This window comes from Halorubrum rarum (assembly GCF_048380895.1).
Lineage (GTDB): Archaea > Halobacteriota > Halobacteria > Halobacteriales > Haloferacaceae > Halorubrum.
The window spans coordinates 118,806-131,288 of record NZ_JBLWMN010000002.1; the positions used below are offsets into that span (position 1 = coordinate 118,806).

General features: G+C 67.9%; 12 protein-coding genes and 1 pseudogene. 7 read left to right on the top strand and 6 right to left on the bottom strand.

Annotated elements, in window-relative coordinates; genetic code table 11:
* The first annotated feature begins 230 nt into the window (after positions 1-230).
* From ACNSN7_RS02275 to ACNSN7_RS02290, 4 genes are read left to right on the top strand one after another with little or no spacing between them, the layout of a single operon-like run.
* Complete coding sequence (locus ACNSN7_RS02275; protein WP_418280353.1) at positions 231-1,097, top strand: DUF4129 domain-containing protein; 867 nt, start codon at positions 231-233, stop codon at positions 1,095-1,097.
* Positions 1,094-1,741 carry a DUF7269 family protein gene (locus tag ACNSN7_RS02280; RefSeq protein WP_418280354.1) on the top strand — a complete coding sequence of 216 codons (648 nt, stop codon included), beginning with the start codon at positions 1,094-1,096 and terminating at the stop codon, positions 1,739-1,741. Before ACNSN7_RS02275 ends, ACNSN7_RS02280 begins: the two co-directional genes overlap by 4 nt.
* On the top strand, positions 1,738-3,015 hold the full coding sequence (locus ACNSN7_RS02285; RefSeq protein ID WP_418280356.1) for a DUF58 domain-containing protein: 1,278 nt from the start codon (positions 1,738-1,740) through the stop codon (positions 3,013-3,015). The genes ACNSN7_RS02280 and ACNSN7_RS02285 overlap by 4 nt, the downstream gene beginning before the upstream one ends.
* On the top strand, positions 3,012-3,749 hold the full coding sequence (locus ACNSN7_RS02290; protein WP_418280357.1) for a DUF7519 family protein: 738 nt from the start codon (positions 3,012-3,014) through the stop codon (positions 3,747-3,749). The genes ACNSN7_RS02285 and ACNSN7_RS02290 overlap by 4 nt, the downstream gene beginning before the upstream one ends.
* A gap of 85 nt (positions 3,750-3,834) precedes the next feature.
* On the opposite strand, the gene ACNSN7_RS02295 is transcribed toward ACNSN7_RS02290, so the two are convergent.
* Both ACNSN7_RS02295 and ACNSN7_RS02300 read right to left on the bottom strand, forming a co-directional pair.
* Entirely contained in the window at positions 3,835-4,791 is a 957-nt protein-coding gene (locus ACNSN7_RS02295) for an AAA family ATPase (protein ID WP_418280358.1), read from the bottom strand.
* Between the two features lie 41 nt (positions 4,792-4,832).
* Entirely contained in the window at positions 4,833-5,636 is an 804-nt protein-coding gene (locus tag ACNSN7_RS02300) for a TrmB family transcriptional regulator (protein WP_418280360.1), read from the bottom strand.
* Positions 5,637-6,075: 439 nt separating this feature from the next.
* Here ACNSN7_RS02300 and ACNSN7_RS02305 point away from each other — a divergent pair, with 439 nt between their 5' ends.
* A complete protein-coding gene (locus tag ACNSN7_RS02305; RefSeq protein WP_418280361.1) occupies positions 6,076-6,873 on the top strand; it encodes a TrmB family transcriptional regulator in 798 nt (265 codons plus the stop codon).
* A gap of 98 nt (positions 6,874-6,971) precedes the next feature.
* On the opposite strand, the pseudogene ACNSN7_RS02310 reads toward ACNSN7_RS02305, so the two are convergent.
* The 4 genes and pseudogenes from ACNSN7_RS02310 to ACNSN7_RS02325 all read right to left on the bottom strand — a co-directional run bounded on the left by ACNSN7_RS02310 (position 6,972) and on the right by ACNSN7_RS02325 (position 10,493).
* A pseudogene (locus ACNSN7_RS02310) lies at positions 6,972-7,313 on the bottom strand (DUF7344 domain-containing protein).
* A gap of 207 nt (positions 7,314-7,520) precedes the next feature.
* Positions 7,521-7,988, bottom strand: coding sequence for a DUF7344 domain-containing protein (locus ACNSN7_RS02315; RefSeq protein ID WP_418280362.1), 468 nt, complete (start codon positions 7,986-7,988; stop codon positions 7,521-7,523).
* Positions 7,985-9,370, bottom strand: coding sequence for a phosphoglucosamine mutase (glmM, locus tag ACNSN7_RS02320; protein WP_418280584.1), 1,386 nt, complete (start codon positions 9,368-9,370; stop codon positions 7,985-7,987). Before glmM ends, ACNSN7_RS02315 begins: the two co-directional genes overlap by 4 nt.
* A gap of 43 nt (positions 9,371-9,413) precedes the next feature.
* Positions 9,414-10,493, bottom strand: coding sequence for a phosphoadenosine phosphosulfate reductase family protein (locus tag ACNSN7_RS02325; RefSeq protein ID WP_418280364.1), 1,080 nt, complete (start codon positions 10,491-10,493; stop codon positions 9,414-9,416).
* 266 nt (positions 10,494-10,759) lie between these two features.
* On the opposite strand from ACNSN7_RS02325, the gene ACNSN7_RS02330 reads away from it, so the two are divergent.
* Together ACNSN7_RS02330 and ACNSN7_RS02335 are read left to right on the top strand one after the other, a co-directional pair.
* On the top strand, positions 10,760-11,947 hold the full coding sequence (locus ACNSN7_RS02330; RefSeq protein WP_418280366.1) for an alpha-D-ribose 1-methylphosphonate 5-triphosphate diphosphatase: 1,188 nt from the start codon (positions 10,760-10,762) through the stop codon (positions 11,945-11,947).
* Between the two features lie 184 nt (positions 11,948-12,131).
* Positions 12,132-12,410 carry a HalOD1 output domain-containing protein gene (locus ACNSN7_RS02335; protein ID WP_418280367.1) on the top strand — a complete coding sequence of 93 codons (279 nt, stop codon included), beginning with the start codon at positions 12,132-12,134 and terminating at the stop codon, positions 12,408-12,410.
* Positions 12,411-12,483 lie beyond the last annotated feature (73 nt).

The following is a 12,483-nucleotide window of genomic DNA, read 5'->3' on the forward strand; positions in this document are numbered from 1 at the left end:
CGCTGCTGCCCGGGACCGTCTCCGATGTGCGCCAGACGTAAGCCGGACATAACTATACTCCCGTTCGTCGACGGTCACGACAGATGGCAGTAACCGTCCCCGCCCGGACCCCCGGCGACGCGGCGAGTCACACGGACGGGATTCGATCGTTCGAGGACCGGTCCGTTGTGGTCCGGAACGGATCGGCCACGATCCGTGACGGATCGACCGCGAAACCGCGGGTGTGAGCGGTGGAGAGCTCCCGATACGCGCTGGCGGCGGTCGCCCTCCTGTGTGTGCTCGCCATCGGGACGTCCGCCACGTCGCTCGAATCGACGGTAACGACGGATCCCGCCGACGAGATCGATATCGACTGGGACCGATTGCCCATCGGACAGAGCACTGCCGCCGACATCCGCGACGACATTCAAGACGGCCACGAGGACGGGGACGGCGGTGTCGACGCCACGGACAGCGGCGTCGAGCGGGAAGCCGAGACGGGGTCCGGAACGGGCCAGGGGAGCGGGGTCGACGAGCTCGACGGAGCGGAACGGGACGGGGGGACGAGCCAGGACGGAGACGCTGGCCGGGACGGTGGTGCAGGCTCGGACGCGGACGGGCCGGGGACGACGACCGCGCTCCCGACGGTGTGGGACCTGTTGTGGTCGCTTCTCGCCGCGCTGCTCCGGGTACTGATTCCGGTCGTCGTCCTGCTGGCACTGGCGGCGCTCGCGTACCGCTACCGACGGCGGATCTCGAGCCTGCTCGGCCGGACGGCGACCCCCGACGTTCGCGGACCAGAGTCGGTCGATCGGTGGCCGGACCGCGAGCCGTCGACCGCCGTCGATCAGGCGTGGGTGCGGATGGTTCGGCGTGTCGATCCCGCACGGCCGGCGACGATGACGACCACGGAGTGTGCGGTGGCCGCACGCGAGGCCGGTCTCGACGCGGACGCGGTCGAGCTCATCACGAGCGCGTTCGAGCGCGTCCACTACGGCGGCGAGCCGCCGGCTGCGGTCGCCGACTCCGCACGAACGGGGCTGCAACGCCTCGGCGAGCACGGGGAGACGACCGGAGACGCACGGACCGACGGCTCGTTCCGGGAGGACGACCGATGAGCGAGGCGATCGCGGAACGATCGATCCTCGGCCGAGTCGTGCGCGGGTCGTTGTTGGTTGCGGGGGGGACGGTGTTCCTCGTCGGACTGCTCGCCGTGTTCGTTCCGGACGCCACGGAATCACTCCCGGTCGGCGCGCTCATCGAGACGCTCGGAAGCGACTACCTCGTCGTCGCGGTCGTCGGTCTGGTGGCCGTGTGGCTCGCGCTCGTCGTCGTCCTGTGGCGTCGACTCAGCGGCGTCGACGAGGCGACGCCGCCGGCCGCCGAGCGAGTCCAGTCGGCACCGCATCCCGGCACGTCGTTCGACCGCTCGAGCGGCGGGCTTCTCGGCCGTTCGGCGACGTCGACGCGCGAACGCCTCCGGGAGGCGGCGGTTCGGTCCCTCATGCGGACACAGCACCGTCCACGCGACGCCGCCGAGCGTCGGATCGACGACGGGACGTGGACGGACGACCCGGTTGCGGCCCGGTTTCTGGTCGACGGTGCGGGCGTATTCTCCCGTCTCGAACCGCTCGGCTTCGGAACCGGGCCGGTCGAGCGGACGATCGACGCCATCGCCAGGGTCGACGCCGGGGTCGACGCCGACGGGTCCGCGGGCGAACGGGCGAGGGACCGTGATCGATCCGAGGGAGGTGACCGATGACGACGGTGCGTCGGACGCGTCGCTGGCGGGGCGTCGTCGCCGTCGTGCTCGTCGCGCTCGCGGTCGGCGTGCTCGCGAAGCGGCCGTCCCTGCTGCTCGTGGCCGCGACCGGCATCGTGTTCGCCGCCTACCCGGAGATCACGACGCCCCCCACCGTCGATCTCTCCGTCGAACGGGAGATGACCCCCGAATCGCCCGGCGTCGGCGACGTCGTCACGGTCACGACGACGCTCCGAAACGAGGGGTCCGAGACGCTCCCCGACGTCCGGTTCGTCGACGGCGTCCCGCCGATGCTCTCCGTCGTCGACGGGTCGCCGCGGGCGGGGACGGCACTACGGCCGGCGGCGGAAACGACGATCGAGTACGACGTTCGGGCCGATCAGGGTATCCATCGGTTCGGTCCGGCGACGGTCATCGCGCGGGACGTCAGCGGAGCCACCGAGGTCGAGACGACGGTCGCGACGGAGACGGTCATCGAGTGCGGCGCGCGGATCCCGGCGGTTCCGCTCCGGGCGCAGAGTCGAAATCGAACCGGCCAACTCGTCACGGACCGGGGTGGGAGCGGGCTCGAGTTCCACCGGGTCACGGAGTACGAGCGCGGCGATCCGGTGGGGCGCATCGATTGGCGACGGTTCGCCCGGACCCGCGAGCTCACCACCGTCGAGTTCCGGGAGGAGCGCCTCGCCGAGGTCGTGTTGTGCGTCGACGCGCGAGCGACCGCGTATCGGGCTGCATCCCCCGATGACCCGCACGCGGTCGCGTACGCCGTCGACGCCGCCGGGCGGATCGCCGAAACCCTCTTCGCGGCCGACCATCGCGTCGGACTGGCGACGCTCGGCAGCGAGCCCTGCTGGCTGCCGGCCGGATCGGGACCGAACCACGAGGCCCGATTCCGTACGCACCTGTCGACGCACCCGTCGCTCTCGATGCGCCCGCCTGAACCGACCGGGACCGCCAGCGCGGTCGACGATCCCGACCGACGGCTGTCGACGCTCCGTGAGCGCCTCGGCGGCGGCGTTCAGGTGTTCCTGGTAACGCCGCTGTGTGACGACGGGTCGACCCGTGCCGCACGGACGCTCGAGGAGTCCGGGTGCGCCGTGACGGTCGTCAGTCCGGACGTGACCGCGGACTCGACTACGGGTGGGAGACTGGCACGTATCGAACGGGAGAACCGACTCCGAACGCTCCGAAGCGCGGGTATCCCGGCAGTCGACTGGCACACCACCGACCGGCTCGGAACGGCCCTGGCGGCCATCGAGCGGTGGGACCCGTGACGGACGCCGGACGGTCGCGGGCGACGGCGACCGACGACTCGGCGTTCCGCCGTCTCCCGGCCCGGTTCAGCGGCGTGATCGCCGTCGCACTCGCGGCCGGAGCCGTGGTGCTCGTCGCGGCGGAGCCGGTACAGCGTTGGGTCCTCGCGGTCGCGCTCGTCGGGGTCGCCGTCTTCGCCGGCGGCGGGATGCTGTGGCGGCGCGACCGGTCCGTCGCCATCGGCGTCGTCGGCGTCGCCATCGGCGTCGTCGGCACCCTCCTCGTCGCCGCCGCGCTCGGGCTCGCTCTCACGCGGCCGCCCCGGTACGTCGACCGGGTCGAGCTCCTCCCCGGCCTCGTGGGGCTGTGGGTGCTTGCCGCCGGACTCGTTCCCCTCCGACTCGGCTCGGAGCGAACGCTCGTGGACGCCGGCACCGGACTGGTGTTCCTCACGGTGCTTGCCGGCGGCGTGATCCAGTCGACGCCGCTGCGTGCGGTGCTGCTCGCCGGCGTGCTGACGATGGTGGCGTGGGACGTCGCGGAGAACGCGGTCTCGCTCGGCGGTCAGCTCGGCGTCGCGGCCGACGCGGGTCGGTCGGAGATCGTCCACGTCGGCGGGAGCGTCGCCGTCGGTGCCGTCGCCGTCGTACTCGTGGCGCTCGTCAACGAACTGGACGTCGACGGGCTCCCGTTCGCGGGACTGATTGCACTGCTCGTCGCCGGCGTGATCCTGACGCTGTTTTATAACCGATAGGCGGAGCCGTCTCCGACCCACCGACGTTCGCCCCCGAGCACATCGCGGCCGCGGACGGGCACTACGAGGCGGCTATGGACGGGCACTACGAGGCGGCCAGCTGTGGGACCTGCACGCGTTCGAGGATGTCCTCGATCACGGTCGTCCCGTCGACTCGATCGACCCGAGCGTCGGTCGTCAGGATGAGGCGATGGGAAAGCGCCCGCGGCGCGAGGGTTTTCACGTCGTCCGGTCGTGCGTACGACCGACCTCGAACGGCGGCCAGCGTTCGAACCGCCTCGAAGAAGCGCTGGACGCCGCGCGGAGAGACGCCGGACTCGACGCGCTCGTCGAGGCGGGTCTCGCGGGCGACGGTCAGCAGATAGCGTCGGACGGGGACCTCGACGCTGACTCGCTCGGGCGACGCCCGGAGCTCGTCGACGACCTCCGGGGTACACACCCGGTCGACCGACGGGGACTTGTCGGTGCGCGACGCCCGTCGATCGAGCAGTTCCATCTCGCCGTCGAAGTCGGGGTAGCCGAGGCTCGTTTTGATCATGAACCGGTCCTTCTGTGCCGCCGGCAGCTCGAACGTCCCGTCCATCTCGACGGGGTTCTGCGTCGCCAACACGACGAACGGCTCCGGCAGCTCGCGGGTCGTCCCGTCGACGGTCACCTGTCCCTCCTCCATCGCCTCCAGCAGGGCGGCTTGGGTCTTCGGCGGGGCGCGATTGATCTCGTCGGCGAGCACGACGTTGGCGAACACGGGACCGGGCTGGAACGCGAACTCGCCGGAGCGCTCGTCGAAGACGTTCGATCCCGTGACGTCGCTCGGCAGCAGGTCCGGCGTGAACTGGATCCGTGAGAACGAGAGGCCGAGCGCGTCGGCGATCGATCCGGCCGTCAGCGTCTTTCCGGTGCCCGGCACGTCCTCGAGGAGGACGTGACCGTCCGCGAGGGCTCCGACGAGCATCGTCCGCAACACCGACCGGTCGACGATGACGGCGCTACGTATCTCGTCGAGTATCGACTCACATCGCACGCTGACGTCGTTCGGATCCATGCCAACGTCACACGGCGGTCGCTCCGATAGTTATCTCCCCGTTACCCTGACGGGTCGCGAACGGAAAGCAGTCCCTGCGCCATGAGACGACGGGCGATCACGACGAGCCCGTTGCCGAATCCCTCGCCGAAGATCGCCTGTTCCTCCTTGCTGTCCGGCATGATCGAACTCACCAGTATCGTGGACCGATCGATCAGGAGGAGCCGGCCGATCGCCGTTTCCTCCGCCATGACTCCCTCACCATGTAGCCACTCGAGTCCCGACACGAACGTCTTGGCCCGAGGCACGGCCTCCCGGATCCGGTCTTGACCCGACTCGGTCAACACGCCCACGAGGAGGTCGATGTCGTCGTCGATATCGTTCAGGACGTCCACGAGCTCCGGTGTCAGGAGGGAGTCGTCGCCGATGACGATGACGACCTCGTCGGTCGCCTTCCCGATGAGTTGCGTCGCCCTGTTCTCGATCGCGTCCCGTCCGGACATCGCCCACACCTCCTGGACCGTCGAATCCGCCGTCTCCTCGACGGCGTCGACCGCTTCGAGGGCAACTCGGAGGCGGTCGACCAGACGTTCGTACTGGTTGCGGAACGTCTCCGTCGCCTCGTCCAGCGGCACGGCCCGGAACCGCTGCGGGCTCGAGTGTTGTATCTCCACGAGTCCGTGCGCTTCGAGCACGCGGATCGCGTCGTACACCCGGGTTCGCGGGACCTCAGTCATCTCGCTGAGCGTCTTCGCCGTCCCCGTGGACAGCCGAGACAGTCCGACGAAACACCGTGCCTCGTACTCCTTCAATCCGAGTTGCTGGAGGATCTCGATCGCTTCCTCCGCGTTTTCAGTCGTATCCATGTGTCCCAACCTCCCCAAACCTTCGAGGATTCAATGTTGATTGACGGGGGAGACGGATAGGTATTGTCACTCTTGTTGTGACGGCGAGTGACTGCTCGCGACGAGTGGATCCCCCCTCGCGATGAGCACTCGTTCGACTGAAGGGTACGTCGAAACGGACCGTATCAGCACCGGTACGTCGAAACGGACCGTATCGTCACCGTGACCACGTGGTCGGTGTGTTTCCGAGCGTCGTCTCCGGGCGGATCACGTGATATGTGCTGTAACCCGTTTAATCACAACAACTATATCCCGGTGTAGTTCGACAGTGCAGTTAGCACGCAGTTCAGCTCGTGTCCCAACCACTTTGCTGCTGTGTGCTGCCCGGCCACTTCACGTGGCGGGGTTCGAGACGAAGTAGTCCCCGCGAGAAGCATGCGTTCCGACTCAACCGAGAACCATGAGTTCCGACCCAACCGAGAACCCGACGTCCGCCGCCATCGAGCAGCTCGAACGGTTCGGACTGAGTACCTACGCCGCCCGAACGTTCGTGGCGCTGGCCGGCCTCGGGGAGGGGACGGCGAGAGACGTGAGCCAGGTCGCCGACGTGCCACGAACTCGGGTGTACGACGCGGTCGACGAACTGCACGAACGGGGGCTCGTCGACGTCCAACGGTCGTCGCCGAGGCGGTTCTGGTCGACCTCCACCGAGACGGCGAGTCGGACGTTCGAGCGAGAGTTTCGACGCCGAACGGACGTCCTGCGGACGGCGCTCGCCGAACTCGAACCCGCCGAGCGCCGCGCCGAACAGCGCGGGGTCTGGTCGGTCGGAAGCGAATCGGCGGTCACCGATCGCGTGCTGGAGTTCTTCGCCACGGCCGACGAGGAGATCGTGTACATGACCGTCGACGACCTCCTCACTCCCGAGTTGATCGAGGCCCTGCAGGAGGCTGCAGAGCGGGACGTCTCGATCAAGCTGGGGGGCGTGTCAGCCGACGTCCGGGAGCGGATCCGGAGCGAGGTCACCGACGTCACGACGTTCGAGTCGATGTGGGTGTGGTCGGACACGTCCGCCGGCCGCCTCATGATGGTCGACGGACGGAAGACCCTCGTGAGCGCGCTCGTGAACGGGGAGGACGCGGACCCCTCCGATCCGCGATCCGAAACCGGCATCTGGGGCGAGGGCGAGACGAACAGTCTGGTCGTGGTCCTGAAAGCGATCTTCACCTGGCGGCTCGACGAGACGGACGCCGAGTAGCGGGAGTCCTCACGAGGCGAATCGGCGGCGATTTGACGCTCCCCCGAAGACGGACGGGAAGCGACGTGGGACCGATCCGTGCTCGCGCTCGTCCGGCCTCAACGCAGTGCGAGCGCCGCGTTTTCGGGGAGCGAGTCCAACACCGCCTCGACCCGTTCGTCCGGCAGATATCGGACCGTACCGGTGTCGCGGTCGTAGTCGACGACGCCGTGTTCAGCGAACTTCGGGAGATGGGTGTGAGACAGTTACACGGCGAGCCGACGCCGATCGAGCGCCGGTCCGGGTTCGTCGGCTCCGCTCGTGTCGGCGCGGCTCACCGCGTCAACGAGTTCGTCGACGGTCACCGTTTCAGCCGGGTCGTCTCGGACGTACCGAAGGACACGCCGACGCCGACGGTTGGCAACCAACTGGAGACACGCATCGAGGTCGGTAGTTGTCATACCGTTTCACACGCATCGAATCCGTATGTAAGTGCGATATTTTTCACTAGATAATTGTTTTGAGTAACTGAGTGACACGGGGTACGGTGGGCGTGTTGAGAGACATCATGTGAGAGATATCATGTGAGAAACATCATATGAGAGACATCATGTGTGATATCACGTGTGGAACGTAGCGTACTCCCGATCGAGATACGACATCGTGTACTACCCGTGCGGTTCGTCGCTCGGCCGGGCGTGGTCGCGAATCCCCGGTCGAGGGTCCGTAGGTCGCCAGTCCGACGGCAGTTCCTCTCTGTGCTGGTCGAGTCGTTCGACGAACGGTTTGAGCTCCGAGAAGGCGGTTCCCCGCTCGACTGCGTCGTCCTCCTCGTCCCACGAGATGACGTCCTCCGCCGCGAGCCGCGGCAGGTGGTTGTGGTACAGTTCGACTGCCAACCGATCGAAAGCGCGGTCGACGTCGTCGGTCCCGCCGTCCGACGGCAGTTCGTTCGTATCGACACGCGAGTCGTCCGCGTCCGGTCGGATCCGAACGGAATCGTCCGGCTCCCGCTCCATCAGTTCGATCAGGAGTCGGCGGCGACAGCCATCCGCGAGCAGCGTGAGCGCCTCGTCGGTGCCGATCCGGGGAGACGACCCCACCGTGTCGGACCCCTCGTCCGTCGTGTCGCTCACAGTGCCTCCCCCACGAGCTCGCGGGCAGTTTCGAGCAGTCGGTCGGCGTTCGCGTCCGTTCGGCCCTCGGCAGTCAGCCGGATCAGCGGCTGCGTCCCGCTCGCCCGGACGAGGATCCAGCCGTCGTCCGTCTCCGCTCGCACGCCGTCGAGCGTGCTCACCTCCCCGTACCGATCCGACAGCCGCCCCGCCACCTCGGAGACGATCCGGGTGGCGCTCCGGCTCCCGCCGGCCGTGGCGCTCCCGGCCGTGCCGGCGTCGACTCGGACCGCGTCGCGTCGGATCGGGTACGCGGGGAGATCGTCCACGAGGGTCGACAGCGGGCCGCGGTTCGCGACGAGATCGACGAGTTTGCAGGCCGCGAAGGGGCCGTCGGGACACAGCGTTTCCGCCGGCCAGATCCATGCACCGCTGGGCTCGCCGCCGAAGACGGCGTTCTCCGCCGTGGCGCGTTCCGCCACGTGGACGTCGCCGACCCGAGTCCTGACGAGTTCGGCACCGACCTCCGCGAGCGCCTCGTCGACGGCGAGGCTCGTGTTGACGGGTGCGACGACGACGTCACCCGCGCGTGCGGCCTCACGGCCGAACAGTGCGAGCAGCGCGTCTCCCGGAACGAACCGCCCGCGGTCGTCGACGGCGAGCGTTCGGTCCGCATCGCCGTCGTGAGCGATCCCGACGTCCGCACCGGTGGCGACGAGCGACCGCAACGAGGAACACGACTCCGCGGTCGGCTCGCTCTCCCGTCCGGGGAACCGCCCGTCTGGCTGGGCGTTCAGCGTCTCGACGGAACAGCCGGCGTCGTGGAGCACGTCGGCCGTGATCCGTCCCGTTCCGTTCCCGATGTCGACGACGACGGCGGGAGGCTCGCTGGCCCCGTCCGTGGAGGACTCGTTGTCCTGTGCGACGTCGATCGCCGCCAGCAGCCGGTCCCGGTGACGACGGAGCGCACGGTCGCGACCGTCGCGGCGGCCGCCGACTTCCTCCCAGTCGGCGAGCGCGTACGCCCCGGCGTCGATGGCGCGTTCGACGTCGGTTCGCCGTCGGTCGTCGAACGCCTGTCCGCCGGGGGTCCACAGCTTGATCCCGTTGTCCGCGGGCGGGTTGTGCGAGGCGGTGACGACGATGCCGGCGTCCGCCCGCTCCCACCCGACGCTGCGGGCGACGGTGGGCGTCGAGACCACGCCGAGATCGATGACGGTGGCACCGCACTCGGCCGCCCCGGCGGCGACGGCGTCCAGCAGCATCCGGCCGCTCTCGCGCGTGTCGCGACCGACGACGATCCGCGACGCTCCGTCCGTTCCGACGGCGCGACCGATCGCCAACGCCGTCTCGGCGGTGACGTCGACGCCGACGCGACCGCGAACCCCGCTCGTTCCGAACAGCGTCGGGGTCTCGAGGGACGTCTCGTGTGTCGTTCCGACCATCTCAGAGCGACCCCTGTTGATCGAGCTGTTCCGTGAGCTCAGCGTCCTCTCGTCCCCGACCGACCCGCCGTGCCGTTCCCTGCGAGTCCTGCGTCGTTTCGTGCGACGCCTGGGTCCACGCGGGCGTATCGCCGGGTCGCGACGTCGGCACCTCGTTCCCGACCGATCGGAATCCGTCGAAGTACAGCGACGGGACCGGAACGGATGCCGGTTCGATCCCGTCCGGAAGGTCCTCGGGAGAGTCCGGAACGTGGCCGACTGGATAGCCGTCGACGACGTCCGGAAACACGTGCGTGAAGAACGAACCCCACACGTCCTGTTCCGTGAACGGGAGGAGCGGATGGATCCGGTCGTGTGGCGGGAAGCGGTCCGAGTCGTGGCGCGGCGAGAAGAACCGCTCGTCGCCGTGCCCGTTCGCTTCGTCCGAGGTCCGTTCTTCACCCTGCGTCCGCTCTTCGTCCGGCGTCGTACCGTTGTCCCGCGTCACGTCGTCGCCCCGTATCCCTCCGTCGTCCCAGCGAGTCCCCGTGATGAGGCCGTCGATATCGTGTTCGTCCAGGACGTCGTTGATCGGAAGTTCCGTCAGGAGATGGTCGGCGACGGTGGTTCCGAGCAGGAACGGAAACGTCTCCTCTTCGAACCCGAGTATCCGCCGAACGTGCCACTTGTTTCGATCGGTCAGGTCATCGATCGGGACCGATTCGCCCGGTTTGAGGCCCCGATCCCGAACGACGCTTGCCACACTGTCGTTTCGAGCGACGACGAGGTCGAGTCCCCACTCGTCCGCCCAACACTCGACGAACGTACGGATCTCGGTGAACTGCTGGAGGTGATCGAGAAACACCGCAGTCGGCGGATCGACACCGTCCTCGTCGGCGATACGGACCGCGATGGACAGCGCGAGCGTGGAGTCCTTGCCACCGGTCCACAACAGCGCCGGGTTCCGGTACCGGTCAAGGGCGGTTCGGGTGACGTCGGTCGCCCGCCGGACCTTCGATTCGAGCGTCGGGTACGAGTCGACGCTCTCGTCGAAGCCGGCGTCGTAGTCGACGCCAACGTAGTCAGGGAACTGGTCGTCCATACGCGATCGGTTACCTCGTTGGCACGTATTAGTAGGAGCCATGTACCCACCCCGGAACGAGTAGCGGCTTCATACTCCCCCCGGAGCCGTCCGCTCGTCGATCTATTGGGTGTGATTAACAAAGCGGACACTGTCGGTAGGGTCGCGTCTATGATCCCTCGCTTGACCGTCCCCGCTCCGACGACGACGGAACCGACCTCGAACCGGACCGCCTCCCGTTCGGGCCGGCTTACCACTCCACGAAACACCGCGATCCGTTCGGACCCATGACGGGACTCACCGAGATCAGGAACGGACGCGTCGTCACGCCGACGGAGGTCATCGACGACGGTCGAGTCGTTCTCATCGACGACCGCATTGCGGACGTGAGCGAGACGGGACGAACCTCGTTGCCCCGCTCGAAGACCATCGACGCGGACGGACGCGTGGTGATGCCCGGCCTCGTCGACCTTCACGGCGACGACATCGAACAACACCTCTATCCCCGGTCGAACGCCCGGGTAGACGTCCGGCAGGCGCTCTCAATGGCGGATCGCGTGAACGTACTGACCGGCGTGACGACGAAGTTCCACGCCATTGCGTTCGAGGACTCGCCGGACGACGGCCGAACGTTCGCGGACGCGAACGAACTCGCTCGAGAGGTCGCGACCGCGACCGATTGCCTCGGGGACAACCGGCTGCACGCTCGGTGCGAGCTGTCCGAGGCGAGCGTCGACGCGGTCGAGCGGGTGCGGAGCGACGTGGACGTCGATCTCGTTTCGGTGATGCATCACGCGCCGGGAGACGGCCAGTTCGACCGCGATGAGTTCGAGCGACACTACGTCGAGGACCGGAACTGGCCCACGGAGCGCGTCGCGGAGGCGGCCGCCGAACGCGAACTGCTCTCGGCGTCGGACCGCGAGTCGTTGTCGGCGCGGATCGCCGGTCTGGCCGCGACCGCCGGCGTCCCGCTCGCCTCGCACGACGACGAGACGCCCGCTGACGTCGACCGCATGCTCGGACACGGGGCGTCGATCAGTGAGTATCCACTCACGCACGACGCGGCCGGACACGCGACCGAGCGAGGGATGACGACCGCGATGGGCGCACCGAACCTCGTCAGAGGCGGGAGTCTGTGGGACAACCTCTCAGTTCGGTCGGCGATCGACGACGGACTCGTCGACGTGCTGTGCTCGGACTACCACCCGCCGTCACTGCTCACGGCTCCGTTCGTCGACACCGGCGAGCCGCTTCCGGTTCGAATCAACCGCGTCACGCGGAACCCCGCGGAGGCGGTCGGTCTCCACGACAGGGGACGGATCGAGGTCGGCGCACGCGCGGACGTGCTCCTCGTGGATCCGGACCCGGTACCGACCGTCGAGCGCGTGTTCGTCGAGGGCACCGAATCGCTTACCGCGAGTCCCGAAACGCCACGGAGGACGCGAACGCCGATCACGCGCGGTCCCGGATCCTGACGCCCTGTTCGTCGGGACGTGTCTCGACCCACGGATCTTGCAGAGCGGGCGAGCACGACGAACCAGAACTTAAAAGTCGGTCCTCGAACAACGGAGGATATCAGATGATCGTTGCCTCCCACACCGTCGTACAGTCCGATGGTCACCGTCCCGAATCACTCGCTCCGGGACAGGGAGTGCCGGCATGAACGAGGTCTCCGATCCGACGATCCGTCGCTATGATTGGTCAGTGGTGCCACCGTCAGTTGCGGTCGTCGAGACGCTGAGCGATGCGACCGGTCGTGACCCGATCGACCTGCCAACGCTGAACGACACGATCGACACCGACGGGCTCGACGCCCTCTGTACGGGCGGCAAGCCGGACTCCGAGGCGATCACGGTCTCGTTCGTTCATGCCGACTACGAGGTCACCGTGCTCGGGGACGGAACGGTCATCGTCGAACCGATCAACGACGAGCAGTAATCACGATCCCGTCCGGCCAGTACGGACACAGCGACGATCGATAGCGGGAGTGAGTATTGTAGTTTGCCGGTCG